General features: G+C 71.3%; 23 protein-coding genes. 17 read left to right on the top strand and 6 right to left on the bottom strand.

Annotation, left to right across the window (positions count from 1 at the left end):
* Positions 1 to 60: 60 nt before the first annotated feature.
* Positions 61 to 1,110: a lysophospholipid acyltransferase family protein gene (locus tag AYO52_RS04270; RefSeq protein WP_371517263.1), complete on the top strand. Its 1,050-nt coding sequence runs from the start codon at positions 61 to 63 to the stop codon at positions 1,108 to 1,110.
* Between the two features lie 75 nt (positions 1,111 to 1,185).
* Here the strand turns inward: AYO52_RS04270 and AYO52_RS04265 are convergent, their stop codons facing one another.
* Positions 1,186 to 2,322 (bottom strand): HAD family hydrolase, encoded by a 1,137-nt coding sequence (locus tag AYO52_RS04265; protein ID WP_371517257.1) that lies wholly within the window; start codon positions 2,320 to 2,322, stop codon positions 1,186 to 1,188.
* 74 nt (positions 2,323 to 2,396) lie between these two features.
* Here AYO52_RS04265 and AYO52_RS04260 point away from each other — a divergent pair, with 74 nt between their 5' ends.
* Entirely contained in the window at positions 2,397 to 2,666 is a 270-nt protein-coding gene (locus AYO52_RS04260; RefSeq protein ID WP_082923762.1) for a glutaredoxin family protein, read from the top strand.
* A 63-nt stretch (positions 2,667 to 2,729) separates the two neighbouring features.
* Here AYO52_RS04260 and AYO52_RS04255 read toward each other — a convergent pair whose 3' ends face one another.
* Positions 2,730 to 3,080 carry an HNH endonuclease gene (locus tag AYO52_RS04255; protein ID WP_067713635.1) on the bottom strand — a complete coding sequence of 117 codons (351 nt, stop codon included), beginning with the start codon at positions 3,078 to 3,080 and terminating at the stop codon, positions 2,730 to 2,732.
* A 382-nt stretch (positions 3,081 to 3,462) separates the two neighbouring features.
* Between AYO52_RS04255 and AYO52_RS04250 the strand changes: the two genes are divergently transcribed.
* The 12 genes from AYO52_RS04250 to AYO52_RS04195 all read left to right on the top strand — a co-directional run bounded on the left by AYO52_RS04250 (position 3,463) and on the right by AYO52_RS04195 (position 16,048).
* Positions 3,463 to 4,785 (top strand): glutamyl-tRNA reductase, encoded by a 1,323-nt coding sequence (locus AYO52_RS04250; protein WP_172812110.1) that lies wholly within the window; start codon positions 3,463 to 3,465, stop codon positions 4,783 to 4,785.
* Positions 4,782 to 5,798 carry a hydroxymethylbilane synthase gene (gene hemC, locus AYO52_RS04245; protein WP_067713630.1) on the top strand — a complete coding sequence of 339 codons (1,017 nt, stop codon included), beginning with the start codon at positions 4,782 to 4,784 and terminating at the stop codon, positions 5,796 to 5,798. The genes AYO52_RS04250 and hemC overlap by 4 nt, the downstream gene beginning before the upstream one ends.
* Positions 5,799 to 5,860: 62 nt before the next feature.
* Positions 5,861 to 7,504: a uroporphyrinogen-III synthase gene (locus tag AYO52_RS04240; RefSeq protein ID WP_067713627.1), complete on the top strand. Its 1,644-nt coding sequence runs from the start codon at positions 5,861 to 5,863 to the stop codon at positions 7,502 to 7,504.
* Between the two features lie 159 nt (positions 7,505 to 7,663).
* A complete protein-coding gene (gene hemB, locus AYO52_RS04235) occupies positions 7,664 to 8,704 on the top strand; it encodes a porphobilinogen synthase (protein WP_082923767.1) in 1,041 nt (346 codons plus the stop codon).
* On the top strand, positions 8,701 to 9,357 hold the full coding sequence (locus AYO52_RS04230; RefSeq protein WP_067713683.1) for a hypothetical protein: 657 nt from the start codon (positions 8,701 to 8,703) through the stop codon (positions 9,355 to 9,357). Before hemB ends, AYO52_RS04230 begins: the two co-directional genes overlap by 4 nt.
* A complete protein-coding gene (locus AYO52_RS04225; RefSeq protein ID WP_067713622.1) occupies positions 9,344 to 9,865 on the top strand; it encodes a hypothetical protein in 522 nt (173 codons plus the stop codon). Before AYO52_RS04230 ends, AYO52_RS04225 begins: the two co-directional genes overlap by 14 nt.
* The gene (locus AYO52_RS04220) at positions 9,862 to 10,104 is read left to right on the top strand and encodes a hypothetical protein (protein ID WP_067713619.1); all 243 of its coding nucleotides are present in this window, start codon (positions 9,862 to 9,864) and stop codon (positions 10,102 to 10,104) included. Before AYO52_RS04225 ends, AYO52_RS04220 begins: the two co-directional genes overlap by 4 nt.
* Positions 10,105 to 10,356: 252 nt before the next feature.
* The gene (locus AYO52_RS04215) at positions 10,357 to 12,279 is read left to right on the top strand and encodes an alpha/beta fold hydrolase (RefSeq protein ID WP_253701872.1); all 1,923 of its coding nucleotides are present in this window, start codon (positions 10,357 to 10,359) and stop codon (positions 12,277 to 12,279) included.
* An 84-nt stretch (positions 12,280 to 12,363) separates the two neighbouring features.
* On the top strand, positions 12,364 to 13,674 hold the full coding sequence (gene hemL / locus AYO52_RS04210; RefSeq protein WP_067713614.1) for a glutamate-1-semialdehyde 2,1-aminomutase: 1,311 nt from the start codon (positions 12,364 to 12,366) through the stop codon (positions 13,672 to 13,674).
* Between the two features lie 284 nt (positions 13,675 to 13,958).
* Positions 13,959 to 14,579: a histidine phosphatase family protein gene (locus AYO52_RS04205; RefSeq protein WP_067713681.1), complete on the top strand. Its 621-nt coding sequence runs from the start codon at positions 13,959 to 13,961 to the stop codon at positions 14,577 to 14,579.
* A 3-nt stretch (positions 14,580 to 14,582) separates the two neighbouring features.
* Complete coding sequence (locus AYO52_RS04200; protein WP_067713611.1) at positions 14,583 to 15,191, top strand: TlpA disulfide reductase family protein; 609 nt, start codon at positions 14,583 to 14,585, stop codon at positions 15,189 to 15,191.
* A complete protein-coding gene (locus AYO52_RS04195; protein ID WP_067713610.1) occupies positions 15,188 to 16,048 on the top strand; it encodes a cytochrome c biogenesis CcdA family protein in 861 nt (286 codons plus the stop codon). The genes AYO52_RS04200 and AYO52_RS04195 overlap by 4 nt, the downstream gene beginning before the upstream one ends.
* Before the next feature lie 20 nt (positions 16,049 to 16,068).
* On the opposite strand, the gene AYO52_RS04190 is transcribed toward AYO52_RS04195, so the two are convergent.
* Positions 16,069 to 17,433, bottom strand: a complete 1,365-nt coding sequence (locus tag AYO52_RS04190; protein WP_067713606.1) for an HNH endonuclease signature motif containing protein — start codon at positions 17,431 to 17,433, stop codon at positions 16,069 to 16,071.
* A 231-nt stretch (positions 17,434 to 17,664) separates the two neighbouring features.
* Here AYO52_RS04190 and AYO52_RS18170 point away from each other — a divergent pair, with 231 nt between their 5' ends.
* A complete protein-coding gene (locus tag AYO52_RS18170; RefSeq protein ID WP_156523523.1) occupies positions 17,665 to 18,255 on the top strand; it encodes a hypothetical protein in 591 nt (196 codons plus the stop codon).
* A gap of 26 nt (positions 18,256 to 18,281) precedes the next feature.
* On the opposite strand, the gene AYO52_RS18165 is transcribed toward AYO52_RS18170, so the two are convergent.
* Complete coding sequence (locus AYO52_RS18165; protein WP_156523522.1) at positions 18,282 to 18,467, bottom strand: hypothetical protein; 186 nt, start codon at positions 18,465 to 18,467, stop codon at positions 18,282 to 18,284.
* 14 nt (positions 18,468 to 18,481) lie between these two features.
* Positions 18,482 to 19,447 carry a WXG100 family type VII secretion target gene (locus AYO52_RS17590; RefSeq protein WP_082923766.1) on the bottom strand — a complete coding sequence of 322 codons (966 nt, stop codon included), beginning with the start codon at positions 19,445 to 19,447 and terminating at the stop codon, positions 18,482 to 18,484.
* Between the two features lie 144 nt (positions 19,448 to 19,591).
* Here AYO52_RS17590 and AYO52_RS19240 point away from each other — a divergent pair, with 144 nt between their 5' ends.
* A complete protein-coding gene (locus AYO52_RS19240; protein ID WP_371517251.1) occupies positions 19,592 to 20,305 on the top strand; it encodes a DUF3558 family protein in 714 nt (237 codons plus the stop codon).
* Here AYO52_RS19240 and AYO52_RS18160 read toward each other — a convergent pair.
* Positions 20,281 to 20,646, bottom strand: a complete 366-nt coding sequence (locus AYO52_RS18160) for a hypothetical protein (RefSeq protein WP_156523521.1) — start codon at positions 20,644 to 20,646, stop codon at positions 20,281 to 20,283. The genes AYO52_RS19240 and AYO52_RS18160 overlap by 25 nt on opposite strands.
* Positions 20,647 to 20,688: 42 nt before the next feature.
* Between AYO52_RS18160 and AYO52_RS04175 the strand changes: the two genes are divergently transcribed.
* Positions 20,689 to 22,197: a hypothetical protein gene (locus tag AYO52_RS04175; RefSeq protein ID WP_156523520.1), complete on the top strand. Its 1,509-nt coding sequence runs from the start codon at positions 20,689 to 20,691 to the stop codon at positions 22,195 to 22,197.
* Positions 22,198 to 22,207 lie beyond the last annotated feature (10 nt).

The raw sequence follows: 22,207 nt of genomic DNA, 5'->3' as shown, positions 1-22,207 counted from the left end.
CCCCGCGACTCCCGCGACCCCCGCGGCGACCGCGCCGACCGCGCCAACCGCGCCAACCGCGTGGTCGGCGAGGGCTTCGTTGGCGACACCACCACCAGCGACGCCGCGGCCACCGAGCTCGGCCGGATCGTCGACCGGTTCCTGACCTCCATGCGCGCCTCGATCGGGCAGGTCGCCGACGCCCTCCCCATCGACGCCGAGGTCCTGGCCCCCGTGCGGGGCCTCGCCCGCAGCGTGGACACCATGCTCGCGACCGGTGACGTCAGCGCGTTGACCGGCCTGGCCGACGCCGTCAACTCCGCCGGCGAGCTGCTGGCCACCCGCCTCACCGGCGGGTACGAGGTCGATGAGTTCGGCTTTGACGAGCACTTCTACACCCACGTGTGGCTGCCCCTGTGGCGGCCGCTGTTCGAGCACTGGTTCCGGGCCGAGGTGATCGGCGCCGAGAACATCCCCGCCGAGGGCGCCGGGCTGATCGTGTCCAACCACGCCGGCGTCCTCCCGCTGGACGCGATGATGACCACCGTAGCCGTCCACGACCACGCCGGCCGAGCCCTGCGCCTGCTGGCCGCCGACATCGTCATGACGCTGCCGGTATCCGCGCCGCTCGCCCGCCGGGCCGGTGCCACCCTGGCCTGCGCCGCCGACGCCGAGCGACTGCTGGACAGCGGTCACCTGGCGGCAGTGTGGCCGGAGGGCTTCAAGGGGATCGGCAAGCCGTTCGCCGACCGCTACCGGCTGCAACGCTTCGGCCGCGGCGGGTTCGTGGCCACCGCCCTGGCCGCCGGTGCCCCGATCATCCCGTGCTCCGTGGTCGGATCGGAGGAGATCTACCCCAAGATCGGCGAGATCCCGGCCCTCGCGCGGCTGCTCGGCCTGCCCTACGTGCCCGTCACGCCCACCTTCCCGCTGCTCGGTGCCCTCGGCGGCGTCCCGCTGCCCACCAAGTGGACGATCGAGTTCGGCGAGCCGATCGAGACCTCACACCTGGGCCCCGACGCAGCAGACGACCCGATGGTGGTCTTCGAGATCACCGACCACGTCCGCGAGACCATCCAGAACACGCTGTTCCGCAACCTCGCCCGCCGCGGCAGCGTCTTCTTCGGCTGAGCCGCCGCGCCGCCGCGCCCCCGCCCCCGCGGCCCCGCCCCCGCGGCCCCCGCCCCCGCGGCCCCCGCGCCGGCGTCAGAAGATGCGGCGCAGCGAGCCGATCGTGCGCACCCCGTGGGACGACCGCGCAGCCGCCCGCGCGCCTGCCAGACCGCCCACCGCGAGCACACCCGGCATCGCCTTCTTCGCCGCCTTGCGCACGGTGCGGAAGTCCTTGACGTCCCAGCCGTTCTCCGAGGCGTACTTGCGCAGCTTCGAATCCGGATTGATGGCCACCGGGTTGCCGACCGTCGTCAGCATCGGCATGTCGTTGAAGCTGTCCGAGTACGCGTAGCACTTGGACAGGTCGAAACCCTCGGCCTCGGCGAGCCTGGAGATCGCATGCGCCTTGCCGGGCCCGTGAAGGATATCGCCGACCAGGCGGCCCGTGTAGACGCCGTCGTGCTCCTCGGCGACCGTCCCCAACGCCCCCGTCAGCCCCAGCCGGGTGGCGATCACGCGGGCCAGCATCACGGGCGTGGCGGTGACCAGCCAGACCGGCTGCCTGGCGTCGAGGTGCATCTGCACCAGCGAGTGCGTCCCCGGCCATACCCGGTCGAGCATCGAGGCGTCTACGACCTCCTCGCTCAGCGCGGTCAGCTCGGCGACGGTGCGGCCCTTGACGAAGCTCAGGGCCTTGTTCCGGCCCGTGGCGACGTCGTCGGCGTTCTCCTCCCCGGAGATCCGAAACTTGGCCTGCGACCACGCCAGGCCGGCGACGTCCCGCGCGGTGAAGAAGCGGTGCTTGGCCAGCCCGCGCGCCAACAGGATGATCGACGCACCCTGGATGAGGGTGTTGTCCACGTCGAAGAACGCCGCGACCTGCGGGTCCGGCTCGAACGGCTCGTCGGTGCGGTCGGTGCGGTCGACGACCACTGTGCCGGAGTCGGCGTCGGCCAGCGGGGGACCGGGCTCGGCGCCGGGCTCGAGTTTGACGGCGTGCTGGGCGGAGGCCTCACCGGCGCGCCGCTGGATCCGCGCGTCGCGGCGCCGCCACAGCAGCCGACCCAGAGCCGAGCCGAGATCGGCACGACCGGGAAGCCGCGGGCCGGACCGGGAGCGGTGGGACTCCACCGGTTCGGCGGCGTCCTCGGAGGCCTCGCCGCCGGGGGTGGGCGCGTTGTCGTCGTCGTTGTCGTCGGCGTCGTCGTTCACCGGGCGGGAGTCGTTCACCGGGCGGGACCTCCTCAAGGGGCGCGGGGACCCCATCCTAGGGCAGCCCCGAGGGGGTGGTGCACTATCGAGCCATGGTGCACACGGTGACCCTGTTGACCCGCGAGGGCTGCGGCAGCTGCGTCCGCGTCCACGGCCAGTTGATCCCACTGTGCGAGGGTGCGGGCGCCCGGCTCGAGGTGACCGACGTCGACCACGCCGCGGACCGCGAACTCGCCGCCGAATACGGCGACCGCCTGCCGGTGGTGTTGGTCGACGGCGCGGAGCATTCGTGTTGGGAGGTCGACGACGACGAGCTGCTGGCCACCCTCGCCGGGGCCGGCCCGTTCCCGGGATGGGACTGAACCGGCCGACGGGCGCGGGCGGTGCCGGGGGGTGCGCGCGGCGGCGGCCGCGACGGTGGGCGGTCACTCCTCCCGCGGCGCGTCGCGCAGGTCCCGCAGGATGGTCGCGTGCCGGAGCAGGAACGCGCCCTCGTCGAGCTTCTTGCGCCGCAGCCACCCGGTGACCTCGCTGTTGTGCTTGCTCGCGTTGCACGACGCGCAGGCCGGGACCACGTTCTCCAGGGTGTAGCGCCCGCCGCGTGAGATGGGCTGGACGCAGTCCTTCTGCAGCGCGGGCCCAGTCGCGGAGCAGTAGGCGCAGGCTTTCCACGCGTCGAGGATCCGGGCCCACTGCGGGTCGGTGAGGTCGTTGTCGACGTGGGACAGACGCCGCTGACGACGCTTCGCGTATCGGGCGCGGGTCGCGGCGGACATGGTCGACGAGGACCTGCGGCGAGGGGGCACGGATGCCACCGTACTGCGGTCCGTGCTGTTCACGGTGCCCGCGGGAGGGCGGCCGGATATAGCATCCGCCCCTGTCACGGTTTTGTCCCGGGGTGTCAGGCGGGTTACGGTGGAGCCCGTTACGGGTCGTACGCAGGCTTGAGGCCACGGCCGTCCCGGCAGGGTGTTTCCGCCATGGGAGCGCCTTGTACGCAGCCGTGCACACCGACGGGAGACGACCGACTGTGGACCAGCGTTCCGCGAGTTCGTCCTGCGGGGCCCCGTCTGTTCTCCGACCGTCTCCTCGCCGAGTTGACGAGTTGGCATCCATTCTGGCATGGGCCCCCGAGGCCCTGGCGTCCGGGGGTCGGCTGTGAGCATTCTCCTGGTGGGGCTGTCCCACCACAGCGCGCCGGTGTCCCTGCTCGAGGCGGTCGCCGTCTCCGAGTCCGAGCGCGACGGGCTCACCGAGGAGCTCATCGCCGGCGAGAACGTCGACGAGGCGATGATCGTCACCACCTGCAACCGCGTCGAGGTCTACTCCGCCGTGGACGCGTTCCACCCGGCGCTCGACGACGTCGTGACCCTGCTCTCGCGCCACTCCGGCCTGGGCGCCGACGAACTGAGCCGCCACCTGTACGTGCGCTACTCCGAGTCCGCCGCCGAGCACCTGTTCTCCGTGGCCTCGGGGCTGGACTCGATGGTCGTGGGCGAGCAGCAGATCATCGGCCAGATCCGCACCGCCTACCAGTCGGCGTCCGAGATCGGCGCGGCCGGCACCACCCTGCACCGGCTCGCCCAGCAGGCGCTGCACGTGGGCAAGCGCGTGCACACCGAGACCGGCATCGACTCGGCCGGCGCGTCGGTCGTGTCCGTGGCGCTGGACCGCGCGGCCGAGATCCTCTCGGACGGCGCCAGCCGCACTCTCGACGGACGCCGCGCGGTCGTGCTCGGGGCCGGCGCGATGGGCGGCCTGGCCGTCGCCCACCTCGGCCGCGGCGGGATCTCCCACATCGAGATCACCAACCGCACCCCGGAGCGCGCCGACCGGTTGGCCGAGATCGCCGGCGACTCCGGCACCCCGGCCACGGCCTTCCCCCTCGACGGGCTCGCCGAGGCCGTCGCCCGCGCCGACATCCTCTTCACCTGCACCGGGGCCGTCGGCACCGTCGTCACCCTGGGCGACGTGCACACCGCGCTGGCCCGCCGCGGCGACCGCGGCCCGCTCGTCATCTGCGACCTCGGCATGCCGCGCGACGTCGACCCCGCCGTCGCCGGCCTGCCCGGCGTGACCGTCCTGGGAATCGAGGCGCTCAAGGCCGACCCCGCCACCTCCGCCGCCGCCGCGGACGCCGACGCCGCCCGCACGATCGTCGACGCCGAGCTCACCGCGTACACGCAGGCCGAGCGCATGGCCGGCGTCGGGCCGCTCATCGGGCAGCTGCGCGGGCGCGGCGGGCAGGTCGTCGCGGCCGAGATGCGCCGGCTCGAGTCCCGACTGCCCGACATGGACGAGAAGGTTCGCGAGGAGGTCGCCAACACCGTCCGCCGGGTCGTCGACAAGCTTCTGCACCCGCCCACGGTGCGGTTCCGGGAACTCGCCGCCCAACCGGACGGCGAGAACTACGCGGCGGTCGTACGCACACTGTTCGACCTGGACAACACCGTGGACGGTAGAAGCGAGGAGGCGTCATGAGCAGGACCCTGAAGGTGGGCACGCGGGGCAGCACCCTGGCCACCACCCAGGCCGGGCACGTCCGCGACGCCCTCATCGCCGCCGGGTACCCGGCCGAACTGGTGATCGTGCGGACCCGCGGCGACGTGGTGATGGCCCCGGTCGAGCGCATCGGCGTGGGCGTGTTCACCCTCGAACTGCGCGCCGCCCTCGAGCGCGGGGACTGCGACATCGCCGTCCACTCGTACAAGGACCTGCCGACCGCGCCCGACGACCGGTTCGCCCCCATCGCCGTGCCGCCGCGCGTCGACCCGTCCGACGTGCTCATCGCCCGCGACGGGCTCACCATGGCCACGCTGCCCGAGGGCGCCCGGGTCGGGACCTCCGCCCCGCGCCGGCGCTCCCAGCTCGCGGCCCTGCGCCCCGACCTCGACCTGCACCCCCTGCGCGGGAACATCGACACGCGGATGGGATACGTCACCAGTGGCGACCTCGACGCGGTCGTCCTGGCGGCGGCCGGCCTCGACCGCACCGGTGCGGGAGAGCGTGCCACCCACCGGTTCGGCATCGACGAGATGCTCCCCGCCCCCGCGCAGGGCGCCCTCGCCGTCGAATGTCGCGCCGACGACACCGAGGCCGCCGAGGCCCTCACCGTCGTCGACCACCTGCCCTCGCGGGTCCGGATCACCGCCGAGCGCAGGCTCCTGCGCGACCTCGAGGCCGGTTGCACCGCCCCGGTCGGCGCGCGCGCCGAACTCGACGGCGCCGGACTCGACAGCGGTGGCGAACTGACGCTGCACGCGGTGGCGGCCGCCCACGACGGCTCCACCGTCCTGCGCACCCACGGCACCACCGCCACCGCAGACCACCCGGACGGACCGATCGCCGCCGCCGACGAGCTGGGCCGCCGACTCGCGGCCGAACTGCTCGACCGCGGCGCCCGTGACCTCATGGCCGGGGAATCGCCCGAGCAACGCGCCCCACTCGTACCGAGGGAATCCACGACGGCGCCACCCACCGTCACCGACCCCTGATCCCCGAACTCCCATCTCGCGCGCAGCCAGCGCGCGGCACCCACCCCACGGAGAGACGAACAATGACTCGAGCACGCACCACCCGCCCCGGAACCGTCCGCTTCGTCGGCGGCGGTCCAGGCAACGCGGGGATGCTCACCTGCCGGGCCCAAGAGGTCCTCACCGGCAACCCGCTGGTGTTCGCCGACGCCGACGTCTCGGCCGACGTGCTGGCGTTGGTCGCCACCGAGGTCCCGGTGCCGCAGGAACTGCTCGACGCGCGCCGGGCCGAGATGGACGCCGCCGTGGCCGCCGAGGACAAGGCCGAGATCAAGCGTCTCAAGGCCCTGCCCGCGCCCACCGCCGCCGACGTCCGCCCCGTTCTCGGTGAGCCCGCCGCCGTGGCCAAGCAGCTCGTCGCCGAGGCCAAGAAGGGTCGCGACGTCGTCCGTCTCGTCACCGGCGACCCCATGACCACCGACGCCACCGTCACCGAGATCGCCGCCGTCGGCCGCACCGTCGTGCCGTTCGAGGTCGTCCCCGGCGTCGCCGAGGCCACCGCCGTGCCCGCCTTCGCCGGCATCGCGCTCGGCTCCGGCTACGTGTTCGCCGACGGCCGCGGCGAGGTCGACTGGGCCGCCCTCGTCGGCTCGCCCGGCCCGATCGTCCTGCGCACCACCGGCCGGCACCTCGCCGAGGCCGCCTCCAGCCTCGCCGAGCAGGGACTCGCCGCCGGCACCCCGGTGACCGTCACCTGCTCCGGTTCGCTCTGCGCCCAGAAGTCCGCCGACGGTACCCTGGCCACCATGGCCGAGGTCGGTCGCGACATGGACGGGGACCTGGTGGTCACCATCGGCAAGTCCGCCGGTGAGCGTCACCGCCACCAGTGGTGGGAGTCGCGCGCCATGTTCGGTTGGAACGTGCTCGTGCCCCGCACCAAGGCGCAGTCCGCCGAGATGAGCGAGCGCATCGCCGAGCATGGCGCCGTGCCCGTCGAGGTGCCCACCATCGCCGTCGAGCCGCCCCGCAGCCCCGCCCAGATGGAGCGCGCCGTCAAGGGCCTCGTCGACGGCCGCTACCAGTGGGTCGTGTTCACCTCCTCCAACGCCGTTCGCGCCGTGTGGGAGAAGTTCGTCGAGTTCGGCCTCGACGCCCGCGCCTTCTCCGGCGTGAAGATCGCCTGCGTCGGCGAGGGCACCGCCGCCCGCGTCCGCGAACTGGGCATCCAGCCCGAGCTGCTGCCCAGCGGCGAGCAGTCCAGCCTCGGCCTGCTCGAGGTGTTCCCGCCCTACGACGACGTGCTCGACCCCGTCAACCGGGTCCTGCTGCCGCGCGCCGACATCGCCACCGAGACCCTCGCCGAGGGCCTCACGGGCCGCGGCTGGGAGATCGAGGACGTCACCGCGTACCGCACCGTCCGCGCCGCCCCGCCGGCCGCCGAGATCCGCGAGATGATCAAGACCGGCGGGTTCGACGCCGTGTGCTTCACCAGCTCCTCGACCGTCCGCAACCTGGTCGGCATCGCCGGCAAGCCGCACGCGCGCACGCTCATCGCCTGCATCGGGCCGCGCACCGCGGAGACCGCCGCCGAGTTCGGCCTGCGAGTGGACGTCCAGCCCGAGAACGCGTCCGTCCTCGACCTGGTCGACGCCCTCGCCGCGCACGCCGACCACCTTCGCGCGGCCGGCGAACTGCCGCCCCCGCGCCGCCGCGCCCGGCGCCGCTGAGCCGCAGCCCCGCCGCCCGCACCGCCAGCACCGCCTGCCCCGCCCGGCCGACCAGCCGCGCGGGGCAGGCGCGTGTTCAGGGGTCGACGAGCCCGCGTCCCGGCGCAGCGCGGGTGCGCGCCGCGCCCGACCACCGGCGACTTTCGTACAGTGGGGGTCGTGACGACACCGCCAGACGAGACCACGTCCGTTCCCGCGCCGCTGGTGCGCCCGCGTCGACTCCGCTCGACGCCGGCCATGCGCAGGCTCGTCGCCGAGACCACGCTCGCCCCGCGACAGCTGGTGCTCCCCGCGTTCGTGGCCGACGGGATCGAGGCCCCGCGCGACATCTCGTCGCTGCCCGGGGTCGTCCAGCACACCGTCGACTCGCTGAGGCGCGAGGCCGTCGCCGCCGCCGAGGCGGGACTGGGCGGCATCATGCTGTTCGGCGTGCCCCTCGACGCGGACAAGGACGCCACCGGCAGCTGCGGCGCCGACCCCGGCGGCATCCTCAACCGCGCGCTGTCCGCCGTCCGCGCCGAGGTCGGCGACGACCTCGTGATCATGGCCGACACCTGCCTCGACGAGTTCACCGACCACGGCCACTGCGGTGTGCTCGGCATCGACCCGCGCGGCGAGCAGATCGTCGACAACGACGCCACGCTCGCCGCCTACAACGACCTCGCCGTCGCCCAGGCCGCCGCCGGAGCCCACGTCGTGGGGCCCAGCGGGATGATGGACGGCCAGATCGCCGCCATCCGCGAAGCCCTCGACCGCGAGGGGTACCAGGACGTCGCGGTGTTGGCCTACAGCGCCAAGTACGCCAGCGCCTTCTACGGCCCGTTCCGCGAGGCCGTCGGCTCGTCCCTGCGCGGCGACCGGCGCACCTACCAGCAGGACCCGGCCAACCTGCGCGAGTCCCTGCGTGAGGTGCAGCTCGACCTGGAGGAGGGCGCCGACATGGTGATGGTCAAGCCCGCCATGTCCTACCTCGACGTCCTGCGCCAGACCGCCGAGATCTCTGACGTGCCGGTGGCCGCCTACCAGGTCTCCGGCGAGTACGCGATGATCTCCGCCGCCGCCGAGCGAGGCTGGATCGACCACGACCCGGCCGTCATGGAATCGCTGACCTCCATCCGCCGCGCGGGCGCGGACATCGTCCTGACCTACTGGGCCCTGCACGCCGCGCGCCTCCTCGCCGACGGGTGGGGGTCCCGGTGACCCGCGGCAGCGGGCCGTGGCGCCCGCCCGCCCGGACCGGACCCGGCCCCGATGCGGAAGGCGCCACGGGGGGGAGCCCCGCGCCCGGCGAGCCGCCCACCGACCCCGGCATCGCCCCGCCCGCCGAGCCGGCCGGTCCGCCGCCGGAGGAGATCCACACCGCGTGGGTGCTGTGGCTGGCCGCCGCCGCGTTCGGACTGCTCGGCATGCTGATCAACTCCGCGACCGCCAGCTTCGGGGACCTGCCCACCGCCACGCGGGACGCCTTCCGCGACGCGGTCGCCAACACCGGGTCCGCTGACGTCTCCGTCGAGAGCATGTTCTCCATCGCTCTGGCGGCCGGGGCGGTGCTGGCGCTCATCGTCGCCGCCGTCACCGTGTGGCTGGCCTTCCGGCTGCGAGCGGGCAAGGGGTGGGCCCGCACGATGCTCGACATCGTCGCCATCTTCCTCGTCGTCGACGCCGTGTCCGTGGTGATCGGTGTGTTCGGCGGAGTCGCGACCGCGGGGGAGCGGGGAGACGTCATCAGCTTCGTCGTCATCGCCCTCCAGATCCTCGCCGGACTGTGCGCCGCAGCCGCCGTGTGGCGCCAGCACAAGGCCGAGGCCATCCAGTACACGACCCCGGGAGGCGGCGCGCGTGCCGGCAAGTGAACCCACCGCCGCCCGGCCGGGAATCGAACCCGAGGGGCCGATCCTGTACGCCGAGGACGGCTGGAGCTGGGCCTGGATCCTCGCGGCGCCCGCGTTCTGCGCCGCTGCCGCAGGGTTCGAGCTCGCCACCGGCGCCCCGGTGCACTGGCTGATGCTCACCGTCTGCGCGATCGCGACCGCCCTCTGCCACGGCGTGATGATCGCCGCCACCCGCGTCCACGGTCGTGTCCGCCTGACCCCCGACGTGTACCTCCAGGGCACCGAGGAGCTCGAACTGCGCCGGATCGAGGAGGTGCTGCCCCTCCCCGCCGCCGACGACTCCGTAGCTTCGTGGGAGACGGCCCGACTCCTCGGCGAGCTGCGGGAGATGCCCCGCCGGCGGGCGGCTGTGGGTCTGCGACTCGACACCGGGGGCGAGGTCCGCGCCTGGTCCCGCGACCCCGCGGCCCTGCACGCCGCCCTGGCCGGCGCTGTCGACGGTCTCCCGCGCGAGCCGGGACCCGAGTGAACTCGCGTCGCCTCGGCGTGGCCGCGGTCGCCTGCGCTGTACTCGCCGTGGTGCTGTGGTGGTTCGCCAGGGACATCGTGACGGGCGCGCCGCCGGTCATCGACCCGCCCGTCGAGGACAGCATCGAACGCATCCACACCGATCCCCGGCTGCTCCTGGCCGCGACCGTCCTGGCGGGGCTGACGATGGTCCTGACCACCCTCGCAGTCCTCCGACGCGCCCCCCGGGTCGAATCCTGACAGATCTACTTCTGCCAGGGCTTTTGCGGGCGCAGCGAACGCCGCGGTAACGATCGGATGACGGTTTTCTGAGTGTGCCCGGGGCGGTGCGTCGTGGCGTCGGCCACAGGCTACATTTGGGGCGGTTCGGACGTATGTGACGCTCGTAAAAATGAGTGGTCGATGCGTCCGATTCGCCGGAGTGACGCCTACAGCACAGGGAAACGGGGATCGGTGCAGCCTTCCAGCACTTTCGTTGGCACCACCGCGGTCGTGGGAGCGATCGCACTTCTGGGATCGGGAGTGGCCTCGGCCGCCCAGGTCGAATGGCAGGACTGTACCGAGATGCTCGGCATCGAGGCCGAGTACGTCCCCGCCGGTCTCGAGTGCGGAACCGTCGAGGTCCCCGTGGACTACACTGCGCCCGACGCCGCCAAGACCCAGATCGCGCTCACCCGCATCAAGGCCTCGTCCGGCCAGGCGCGCTCCACCGTGTTCGGCAACCCCGGCGGGCCCGGCAACTACGCCCTGAACTTCTGGAGCCCGGCCCTCGACGGCGCCAACCCGGCCGGCCTGTACGAGAACCACGACCTCGTGGCCGTCCAGCCCCGCGGGCTGTACGGCTCCAATCCCATGGTCTGCAACGTGGACTATGTGGGCCCGAACACGGTCAACCCGCTCCACGACGCGTGCTACGGGACCGACCCCGAGTACATGAAGTCCATGACCACCGAGAACGCCGCCCGCGACATGAACGCGGTCCGCGAGGCGCTCGAGCTGGCAGAGGTCGACTACGTGGGCGTGTCCTACGGCACCGCGATCGGCACCGACTTCGCCACCCTGTTCCCCGAGGCCACCGGCCGTATGGTGCTGGACTCCAACACCCACCCCGACTGGCGTTGGAACACACAGGCAGAGCAGGGCGCGCTCGCCCAGGAGCAGCGGGTCAACGACATCTTCGCCTGGATCGCCGAGCGCGACGACTACTACGGCCTCGGGGACACCCCGCTGAAGGTCTTCCACTCCTGGAAGTGGGTCACCGACCAGGAGGTGGGCGGCCCCGCCAACCTCACCCCGCCGCCGGCGCAGACCGGCGACCTGCCCGTGGAGCTCCGCGGCAGCGCCGTCGAGAAGCCCGCGCTCGACGTGATCAACGGGACCGCCCCCGCCCGCGCACGCGTCGAGGGGTTCGCCCGCGCCGCGGCGCTGCAGGGGCTGACGAACAACGCCACCACTGGGCTCTACGACGCCACGGTCGGCGCCACCTACTCCGAGCAGGCCTGGCCGATGCTCGCCCACGTCCTCAAGTACTACAACGACGGCGGCACCATCGCGCGTGCCGACTACGAGACCGTGGCCCTGATGCTGGCCGCGCAGGAGAACCGCTCGCCGGTGTACCGCACCGACATCGAGATGAACTCGATCATCACCTGCAACGAGACCGCTGCCCCGGCCGACCAGCTGGGAGTCATCGCGGCCAAGGCCGACAAGTACACCGGCGGCAACCGCCTCACCGCCCGCGCCGCCGTCGAGGCCGCCGGCGACGACTGCGTGGGCTGGCAGCCGGTCGCCAAGACCATCAGCCCCAACGGTGACGCCCTCGACGAGAAGCCGCTGGTGCTGCACTCCGAGGACGACGCCATCACCCCCATCGCCGGCGCGCACCGCGTGGCCGAGGCCATGGGTGGCGCACTGGTCACCGTCGGTGGCGGCGACCACGGCACCTTCCGCATGGGCAACGAGGCCATCGACAAGCTCGTGATGGAGTTCCTGGAGACCGGGATCGCCGAGCCGGGCCACGTCGCGGGCAAGCCGTCGCCGGAGCCCCTGCCGAAGTGGGGCCAGGCCGAGCGCACTGCCGCCGCCCAGCAGGGCATGTCCGCTCCCGTCGACGGTGCTGACGACTGGTACGGCACCCACCGCGACGCCGGCACCGGCGACGTGAACGCCGCCGGCACCGGTTCCGTCGGGGCCCCGGCGGTCGGCTCCGTCGCCGCGCCGACGCCCGCCTCGGGGTCCGTCGCTGCGCCGGCGCCCGCACCCGTACCGCTGCCCACGCCGCAGGAGCTGCAGCAGCAGGCGGAGACTGCAGTCGCCGACGCGGAGAAGGCGGTACACGAGTTCGCCGGACAGGTCGACGCCGCCGCGAAGTCGCTGTTCGCCCCCCTCGCCCCGCCGGCTCCGCCGCAGGGCTGAGACCGCGAGGGGGTGCTCGCGGCCGGACTTTGAGACACTGGTCCGGTGACCTCTTCGAGTGATGCCTTCAAGACCCCGTCCGGCATGTCCGGCACCACCCGATCGGCCGAGCTCTTCGCCGAGGCCTGCGAGCTGATCCCCGGCGGAGTCAACTCCCCGGTCCGCGCCTTCAACTCCGTCGGCGGAACCCCGCGTTTCATGCGTGAAGCGCGGGGTTCCCGCATGACGGACGTCGACGGCAACACCTACATCGACCTCGTCTGCTCGTGGGGCCCCATGATCCACGGGCACGCCCACCCCGAGATCGTCGACGCCGTCCGCGACGCCGCCACCCGCGGACTGAGCTTCGGCACCCCGACCGAGGGTGAGGTCGACCTCGCCCGCGAGATCGTCGCCCGCACCTCCGTCGACGAGGTGCGCCTGGTCAACTCTGGCACCGAGGCCACCATGAGCGCCGTGCGCCTGGCCCGCGGATTCACCGGCCGCTCCAAGATCGTCAAGTTCTCCGGGTGCTACCACGGACACGTCGACGCACTGCTCGCCGACGCCGGGTCGGGCCTGGCCACGTTCGCGCTGCCGGACTCGCCCGGCGTCACCGGCGCGACCGCCCACGACACGATCGTGCTGCCGTACAACGACGTCGACGCCGTCAGGGTGGCCTTCGCCAACCACGGCGACGAGATCGCCTGCGTGATCACTGAGGCCGCCGCCGGCAACATGGGCACCGTCCCGCCGCTGCCCGGCTTCAACGAAGAACTGCGCACCCTGTGCTCCGACAACGGGGCACTGCTCGTGATGGACGAGGTCATGACCGGATTCCGCGCCGGGGACCGCGGCTGGTGGGGGATCGACGGTGTCGCCGGCGACCTGACCACCTTCGGCAAGGTCATGTCCGGAGGACTGCCCGCCGCCGCGTTCGGAGGTCGCGCCGACGTCATGGCCGCCCTCGCCCCCGCCGGCCCCGTCTACCAGGCCGGCACCCTGTCCGGGAACCCCGTCGCCGTGGCAGCGGGCCTGACCTCCCTGCGGCTGGCCGACCACTCCTGCTACTACACGCTGCAGACCAACGCCGACCGGCTCGAGGCGCTGATCAGCAACGCTCTGCAGGCCGCGGGTGTCGCGCACACCATCCAGCGGGCGGGCACCATGCTCAGCGTGTTCTTCTCCGAGGATCAGGTCACCGACTACGCCGGGGCCAAGGCCGCCGAGACCTTCCGCTACGCGCCGTTCTTCAACACGCTGCTCGACCGCGGCATCTACGCTCCGCCCAGCGCGTTCGAGACCTGGTTCGTCTCCACCGCGCTCACCGACGACGACTTCCAGCACATCTCCGACGCGCTGCCGGTGGCCGCGGAAGCTGCCGCCGCGGCGTCCGCCCCGGAGACGGGCCGATGAGCAGCAGCGGACGAGGACTGCGCGGGCGGCTCGCCGTCCCGTCGACGGGACCCACCTCATTGCCGATCCCCCTTCGGGGAGACCATCCCGACCCCGCCGTGGCGCCGCCGTCGCTGGGCGGATCCGGGGCCACCGCGACCCCGGCTGAGCCTCCCCTCGAGTCGCAGCCGGAGGGGTCCGCGGCCTACGGGGCCGAGCCGGGGACGATCGCCGCTCCGGGAGAGCCGGTCTCGTCGTCGTCGACCCCTCGTGACACCTCGGCTCGCGCCGGCGAGACGCAGACGATCGTGCACCTGGTGCGTCACGGTGAGGTCCACAATCCCGAGGGCATCCTCTACGGGCGGCTGCCCGAGTTCCGACTGTCCGAGCTGGGGCGGAGCCAGGCCGAGACCGTCGGCCGGGTGCTGGGGCAGGGGCACGACATCGTGTCGATCGTCGCCTCGCCGCTGCAGCGTGCCCAGGAGACCGCGGCCCCCCTCGCCGAGTCGCTGGGCCTTCCGGTGGGGATCGACGCCGACATCATCGAAGCCGACAACCGCTTCGAGGGGCGCAAGGTGGGCGGCCCCGGCGGCGCCCTGCGCGACCCGCAGTACTGGCCGATCCTGCTCAACCCGATGCGGCCGTCGTGGGGTGAGCCCTACCTGCAGATCGCGCACCGCATGATCGGCGCCGTGTACTCCACCCTCGACACCGCCCGCGGGCACGAAGCCGTGCTGGTGAGCCACCAGCTGCCGGTCTACACCACACGCCGCTTCCTCGAGGGGCGGCGCCTGTGGCACGACCCGCGCAAGCGGCAGTGCTCGCTGGCCTCGATCACCTCGCTGGTGTTCGAGGGCACGACACTGCGCGACATCGTCTATTCGGAACCGGCGGGGGCATCCGACCCGTCGCAGACTGGAGCCTGAATCATGCGCAAGCCCAAGGCCGCCCTCGGCGCGCTGCTGGTGACCGGCGCCCTCGTCGGCGGCTGTGCGACCGGCGACGACGCCGTGGTGGTGGGCCCGGAGACGTTCGAGTTCGTCAGCCCCGACGGGCAGATCGAGATCCACTACGACCCCCCGGCCGAGCGCAAGCCCGTCGCCACGCTCACTGGCCCCGACCTGCTCGACCCGGACCGCACCCTCACCGTGCAGGAGGACTTCGCCGGCGAGGTGGTGATCCTCAACTTGTGGGGCCAGTGGTGTGGACCGTGCCGGGCCGAGTCCGACGACCTGCAGCGCCTGCAGGAGGAATTCGAGCCCCAGGGTGCCACCGTGTTCGGCATCAACCTGCGCGACCCCAACCGGCAGAAGCCGGTGGACTTCGTCAAGGACAACGGCATCACGTTCCCCTCGATCTGGGATCCCAGTAACGCCGCGGTCGCCGCGCTGCGAGGCTTCCCGACGTCCGTGGTGCCGGCGACGATCATCCTCGACAAGCAGCACCGGGTGGCCGCCGTGTATCTGGCCGAGATCACCGACGACGAGCTGCGCGAGACCGTCATCGAGCTCCTCGCCGAGGAGGTCGACCAGACGTGAACCCGGAGACGATCCTGCTCGCACAGAGTGTGGGGGAGACGTTCCAGCAGACCGTGGCCAGCGGCCCGATCCTGCTCGCATTGGGCGCGTGCATCCTGGCAGGCCTCGTGTCGTTCGCCTCGCCGTGCGTCATCCCGCTGGTGCCCGGTTATCTGGCGTACCTCGCCAGCGTCGTGGGCGCCGAACGTCCGCCGGCTACCGCTGCCGCCGCCGAACGCCAGCGGGCCGCCACCGCCACGTTGACGATGGAGGAGCGCCGCACCCGACGGTCCTCGCGCGCCCGTGTGGTGGGCGCGTCGCTGTTGTTCGTTGGCGGATTCACCGTGGTCTTCGTGATGCTCAGCGCCATGGTGCTGGGCACCGTGCAGTACCTGGCACCCCAGCAAGAGCTGCTGCAGCGTCTCGGGGGCGTGGTGACGATCCTCATGGGGCTCGTCTTCATCGGCCTCGTCCCCACCCTGCAGCGGGACACCCGCATGCAGCCCAAGTCGCTGTCCACCTGGATCGGCGCCCCGATGCTCGGCGCCGTGTTCGCCCTGGGCTGGACCCCGTGCCTGGGGCCGACCCTGGCTGCCGCGCTCTCGGTCGCCGCGGGCACCGGGGTCGACGCGGCGCGTGGAGTGCTGCTGATCGTGGCTTACTGCCTCGGTCTGGGTCTGCCTTTCGTCGTCGTGGCGTTCGGTTCCACCTGGGCGATGCGGACCGTCGGCTGGCTGCAGAAGCACACCCGGGCCATTCAGGTGTTCGGCGGCGTCATGCTCATCATCGTGGGCCTGCTGCTGCTGTCCGGCGGGTGGGCGCTGTTCATCGACTGGCTGCGCGACTTCGCCATCTCGGACACCACGCTGCCCATCTGACCCACCCACGCCGGGCGGCATCACGCCGCCTCCCGGACTGCGTCATGGCGTCGCGTGATCGCGGCGTCGAGGTCGTGGAGGAGCGCGAACGGAAGTATCGGCGCTTCGAGTGGTGACGGTGGTGGTGGTCCGGGTTTGGGCCGTGGCGGGTCGGCCGCGCGGGGGGTTCCGGCGGGTGGGATCCACCTGACGCCCTGGGGCGCGCGCGGGTCGGGGATGGTGGACCAGCCGGTGTCGTGGATCATCGCGTGGCAGTCGCCGCTGGCCAGGGCGAGTTCGTCGATATTGGTGAGGCCTCCGGCGGCCCAGGGTCTGCCCGCGTGGTGGGCTTCGCAGTGTCGGGCGTCCTGGTCGCAGTCGGGGTGTGTGCAGCCTCCGTAGGCAGCGAACAGGGCCAGGCGTTGGTAGCGGGACGCGGTGCGGCGACTGCGGAACAGTCGCAGGTCGATCTCCTTGTCGCACAGGGCCAGGAACCAGTGGTTGCCGCGGGCCATGGCCAGCGCCTGCGGCACGGGCACGCGGATTCCACCATCGGTCTCGCCGCAGCCGGTGAGCGTGGCGAGCTGGTCGAGGTCCACGCGGACCACGATCGCCGCCGGTGCGCCGGTCTTGGCGGCGTCCGCGGACAGGGCCAGTTGTAGGGCGTGGACCATCGCGTCGTGCATGCGTTGACCGTCGGTGCGGGTGTCCTTCTCCTCGGGGTCGGGCCACAGGCGGCCGGGCTGGCCCCAGCGGGCGTGGACTTCGCGCATCAGCGCGGCCAGTTGTGGGTCCATGGTCATCGTCGCGCGGGCCATCAGGTCCAGTCCCTGGCCGCCGCACGTGACCGAGCGGCGGCGGGCCCGCTCTGCTGCGCCGCGCTCGGTGCGCCCCGGATCGACAGCGTCCAGGAGTAGGTGCGCGTGTTCCTGGAGGCGGCGGGTCGTGCACTGGTCGGCGGCCAGGGCGATCAGCTGCGCTTCCAGGTGTGCGCGCGCCTCGTCGTCGTAGTCGTCGGGCAGGGCTGCCAGGGCGGCGTTGATGATCCTGAGGTGCCCGGCGGACAGGGTGCCCTCGGCAGTGGCGCGCATGCGGGCGGAGTCGGCGATGGCGGAGTCGTCGAGTCGGCCGCGCGCCTCCCCGGGGGCCAGGCCCAGGCCGCCGGTGAGCATCTGTCGCTCGTTGACGAATCCCATCTGCCGCGCGGTACCCGAGGTGCGGGCGGTGGCCAAAACGCGGGCCTGGGAGGCGCGGATGCGGCGTTGGGCCTGTTCGAGGGCGACCAGTTCGGCATGCAGTTCCGCCGGCGACACCTCTGCCCAGTCGCGCTCAAGGTGGGCATCGAGCGCGGACAGCACGACGGCCAGCTCACTGCTGGCCGTGGCTCCCATCCCGATGTCGCTCATGTGTTCGATTAGATCACCTGGGTACGACACGAACGCGTCGTCCCAGTTCGCGTCAGTGAAAGAGGAACGCCGATGCCATCACCGCCGAGTGCTCGCGGACTACTCGCCCGATTGCGCCCGGACTCAGCTGGCCTTGCGGGGGACGGCGCGAACTGGTTTCTGCAAGAGGCCTCCGACCATGATGACGGTGTCAATACTGATCACATCAACGTAGCCGCGGAGCGAGTGAGAGTGATCGGTGTGCTGGCGACAGTGCTCGTCGTTGTGTCCGGGTGCGGCGAGCCCGGAGGAGACGCTGACCGGGCGCCGGGGCCGGCTCCCATATCCGCCACTTCGTCGTCGCCGGTTGCGACCACGGCCGAATTGACCGTTTCGGAGGAGATCGCAACACCGACCTCCACACCGCTCTACGAGACACCCCACAGTCCTGCTGCGCCGACTCCGGCGATCGTGACCGAGGGTGCTGAGTGCGGGCCCCGCGGTGCGTTGGCCGTCTTCGCTGACGGCGTGACCGCCTACTGCGCCCGTTTGCAGTACACCGACGGTGCCGCGTGGTCGCATGACCCGCAGTTGGCGCCGAATCCGGCAGTCGAGGAGGCGATGCGGCAGGCGGGGCCACGCCTCGGTGCGCAGTGCATGGGAGCAGATATCGGCCGCAGGGCGGTCGACGCCAGTGGCGTTGCGATCCTGTGCGACAACTACGTGTGGCGTCAGGATGTCGGACAGGAACCGCGGCATCCCTGGGTTGACGACCAGGTTCGGTGGATGGAGTGCCTCGAGCAATCGACCGAAGAGGATTGCAGGGATTTTGTCGACGAGTGATCCGAGCCTGCGCCGCTGACCTCCAATCAGGCAATGAACTCTCCCCAGATGATCACTCCGCCGATAACCGCCAGACTTCCGAAAATTCGAACGAGGACCGAGGGGTCGTTATCTACTATTAGGCGGATGTTGTGTGTGAATGCAGCCCAGGTTGGCGGTCTTAGCCAGATCCAGCGAATTTTGTGGTCATCGGCAGGTTTGTCGTCGTCCATTCGGTTCCTCCTAGTCACGGGGTGAAGTAACGGTCGAACACCGCACTTCCCCCCTTCTTTCCCAAGTAGCTGCCGACAGCTGCGCCGACGCCAGCGCCGAGGATCGCGCCAAGTGGGCCGACAGCACCGCCCGTCATGGCCCCGAGCGCCGCACCGCTTGTGGCGCCACCGGCGAGAGCGCTTACTGTCTCCAGTGACGCTTCAGTAGCCGAGGTTTCGCCCCTTGCGTATCCCTCGACGCCGTCGTAGATGGTGACGGCTGCGCCGGCAGGGCCGGCCGCTCTGCCGAGGCCGCGTAGGACGCCAGCCCACGCCTTTCCGGGGGCGTCCGCAACAGGGTTGAGCTTGTGTTTTCCACGAGTTTCGGGGTCCAGCTCGTCGGCCGCTATGGGGAACCCGTAGCCGGCCGCGCCGGTCACGGCGTCGACTGCGCCAAACCAACCGTTTCGTGACCCTCCCGGTATCGGTCGCCGGTCGACTTCTGGCGGGATCGCATCGTGGATCCGGGTGGCCACGAGGTCGATCTCGCGACCGTAGTGCTCGTCGAGCGACCGCACGGTGTCCAGGGCCATGCGGATCGTTTCGGCATGGGTGTTGACGGTGTCCTGGGTGATGTCGTCGCGGCCTGGTGCGGGGCCGACGGAGTCTTGGCCGACGACCAGTCCGGCACTGACGGCGTCCCGGACTCGGTCGCGTACCGATTGGACTGCGGGTTGCAGGGCTGCTTCGGCTCGGGACAGGGCGTCGGTGAGGTCTTCGAGTCCGTCTACGAGTTTGGTGACGTGCGACTTCTCGGTTTCGGCGGCGTCGATGACCGCGTCTGCGGCGACGCCGGACCAGCCCTCGGAAAGCGTGTCCCGCCCGTCGGCCAAGGATGTCCGTAACCCTTCTGCAGTGGCACGACGGGTGGCAATGGCGTCCCCGGCGGCGGTCAGCGCGGTGGTGTCCCAACGACTGATCAGCCCGATCGTGCAACTCACGCCTCGCCCTTTCTGCAGCTTGTCCGTCACCAGGTACGACGTCGCGAGCCCACCGTCCGGTTCCGCACCCGGCACAGAAATCTCTGGGCCCGGCACTGTGATGACCCACCCGTCGGCTGGCGACGACTGCGATGATCTCTGATCGTGAGCGCCTACCGACCTGACGACGCCCCTTCCGACCTGCGGCGACGCGATTTGGCGCCGCGAACCTCAGGTCGGGGGAACCGTTCGGCGGCTCGGCCCGTCGTACAGGTTGTGGGGAAAAGTAGAGCGTTCGTAGCCGCGTTGGTGGCCGCCGGTGTGGTGCTGTCCGGGTGCGCGTCGGCTGACGGGGGAGAAGAGACGTCGACGACGACGAGCCCGGCCGCTGCCGGGGAGCCGGGCAATCCCTGGGATCTGCCGATCGAACAGCGGCCCGCCTTATTCGACCCGTGTGCGGAGATTCCCGTGGAAGCCATCGAAGAAGGGGTTGGAAAAGCCGTCGAGCCCAGTGAGAGCCTTACCCGGCACCGTCCGGGTCGCCTTATGGGCTGCGGGTGGATAAACGAGGAAGTGCACGTGACCGCGGCATCTTCTTGGAAGTCTCGTTCAGACTATTTGGCCGATCAGAGCTTAGTGAGGGTGGCCGATAGCGGAGCTGTGCAGGACGACCGAGGCCTCCGGATGGTGGAATTCGGAGACCGGACTGACAGTACTTGCCTGCAACTCTTCTTTACAGGGAGCGGGGCCGTTTGGGTCAAGTTGGACATAGTTACCGGACTAGGCAGATTTCGCGGAGCACAATTTGTCAAGGCTTGTGATGCGCTTGAAGAGGCGATGGTGCCGATCATGCCTTATATCCCGGAGGGAAATTTTTGATGCTTGTTCACCTTGAGTCCGATATCGCCCAGCATTGCATGGTTAAATGCGACAATTTTGCCAATTCGATTAGGGCCACTTTCAACTTCGACTTCATGGATTCGGCAGATAGTCAATCTGGGGCGTTTGATACTGCCCGCCAGATCGGAACGGTGTACTCGCTCTTTGTAGACGAGGATCTGCGGACTCTCTTGAACGGCTTTGTAGACCAAGCCCGAGCAATGTCGCTTTTGTTCGCCGCCGCCGGGGGGCTCATCGAAGCGCAGGATGAAGCGTTGGCGGGGGCCTTGTCGAAGGCGGCTGAGGAACCTGCCGGGCTGCAGAGCCTGGGGCTGATCCACGCAAGCGAATCGGATGTGTTCGCCCTCGAGGGAATGTGCGTCATGGGCGCCTACGGGCGGGTGGGGCCGGAGGATGTGTCGGATTCGCCGCTGGAGCGCATCGCACAATGTGCCGAAGAGCTGCAGCCGAGCCAGTTCAGCGACATCGATGAGCGGGCCACCAGAGTCTCGGAGGCGCTGAACTCAGCGGCGGAACAGCTCAACAGCGACCTCAACAACATCCTCGGTAGCAGCTGGCAGGGGGAGTTCGCGTCGAGTGCGCAGGACTCGGTGACGGGCCTGGTGAACTCGGCGTTCGCCCTGTCGGGGGAGTTGGAGCAGGTCGCAGCCAAGGCCAGGCGCGCGCACGACGGGTTCGTCACCACCCGCACCAACGTCGCCGAGCAGGCAGCGCAGGCCAAAATCGCGCAGCTCTCCGGCCAGGAGCACGGACCTGCGGGGCTGACTGCCGCTGCGGAGTCGCGGGCCCGAATGGCGGCGGCGGAGGAGCAGGCCAAGGCGATCGTCAACACCGAGTACAGCCCCGCAGTCATGGACGCCAACCTCGACGACCTCGACTTCACCGCCGCCTACCGAGTCGTGTCGACCTCTGCGCTCGGCGGCCCGAACGGCATCGACATGGCGCGCGTCTGGAACACCGAGGGCATCCCACGGCCCGCCCAGCCGGCGGCGCCGGACGCTGCCGCGATTGCCGCCCTCACGGGTGGCGCGAGCGGCGCGGGTGACGAGGCGCCGGTGTCCGCCGGGACCGTGGGCGGCGAAGTGCCGGGGATGACGACGACGAGCACTCCCACCGCAGCCATGGATGCCGCCACTGAGCAAGCTCTCCTGGCCGCGAGGGCAAGCGCGGTCGACGGGGGAGGATCGACACCGACGTCAGCGGGACAGGCAGGGGCGGGAGGCGGTGTCAACGCCACGACGACCGCTGCCGGGGCGCCGTTCGCGCCGATACCGGGAGCACACGGTCAGCAGGCCGGCGGCGGGGCCGGTGGCGCGGCCGGTGGCGCGGCCGGGATCCGTGGGATCCGAGGCGGAACCGTCGGAGACAGCAACCGCAATCGGGATCGCGGGTTCGGCTCGACAGCCGGGCTGGTCGGAGGTGGCGGGGCCGCCGTCGCAGGTGCAGGAGCCTCACGCATGGGCGGCGCCGGCACCCTGGCCGGGTTCGGTGCGGGCGGCCCGGCCGCAGGAGCTCCCGGGGCCGGTTCGGCAGGCGCAGGTGCCGCGGGACCGGGTGCCGGGGCGTTCTCGTCGTCGTCACCAAGTGCGGCACACGCCGGGCGAGCTGGGGCAATGCCGATGGGTGGAGTGATGGGAGCGGCAGGGGCCGGGCAGAACAACGACCGCCGCGGCCACACCCCCGCGAGCTACCTGACCAACGCCACCAACACCACGGCGATCATCGGCGAACCGGTCAAGGTCGCGCCCGCTGTGCTCGGCCGCCGACCCGTGGAAGACCCCACCGCTGCCGGTCAGTCCGACCAGCCCGAGCCGTTCCGAGGCCGCGTGATCGGCCGCGACTACACCAGCGGAGGCGCGGACCGGCACTAGGCGACGCGAG

This window comes from Dietzia sp. 111N12-1, from assembly GCF_001658045.1.
In the GTDB taxonomy this organism is placed as follows: Bacteria; Actinomycetota; Actinomycetes; order Mycobacteriales; family Mycobacteriaceae; genus Dietzia; species Dietzia kunjamensis.
Note: the sequence above shows the minus strand (reverse complement) of the source record. Positions and strands in the feature narration are given on the sequence as shown.

Excerpts from the sequence above, each read along its gene's own strand:
- AYO52_RS04175 (WP_156523520.1), top strand. The coding sequence starts at position 20,689 with ATGGGCGCCTACGGGCGGGTGGGGCCGGAGGATGTGTCGGATTCGCCG.
- hemL (WP_067713614.1), top strand. The coding sequence starts at position 12,364 with ATGTCCGGCACCACCCGATCGGCCGAGCTCTTCGCCGAGGCCTGCGAG.
- AYO52_RS04260 (WP_082923762.1), top strand. The coding sequence starts at position 2,397 with ATGGTGCACACGGTGACCCTGTTGACCCGCGAGGGCTGCGGCAGCTGC.
- AYO52_RS04240 (WP_067713627.1), top strand. The coding sequence starts at position 5,861 with ATGACTCGAGCACGCACCACCCGCCCCGGAACCGTCCGCTTCGTCGGC.
- hemC (WP_067713630.1), top strand. The coding sequence starts at position 4,782 with ATGAGCAGGACCCTGAAGGTGGGCACGCGGGGCAGCACCCTGGCCACC.
- AYO52_RS18165 (WP_156523522.1), bottom strand. The coding sequence starts at position 18,467 with ATGGACGACGACAAACCTGCCGATGACCACAAAATTCGCTGGATCTGG.
- AYO52_RS04255 (WP_067713635.1), bottom strand. The coding sequence starts at position 3,080 with ATGTCCGCCGCGACCCGCGCCCGATACGCGAAGCGTCGTCAGCGGCGT.
- AYO52_RS04190 (WP_067713606.1), bottom strand. The coding sequence starts at position 17,433 with ATGAGCGACATCGGGATGGGAGCCACGGCCAGCAGTGAGCTGGCCGTC.
- AYO52_RS04200 (WP_067713611.1), top strand. The coding sequence starts at position 14,583 with ATGCGCAAGCCCAAGGCCGCCCTCGGCGCGCTGCTGGTGACCGGCGCC.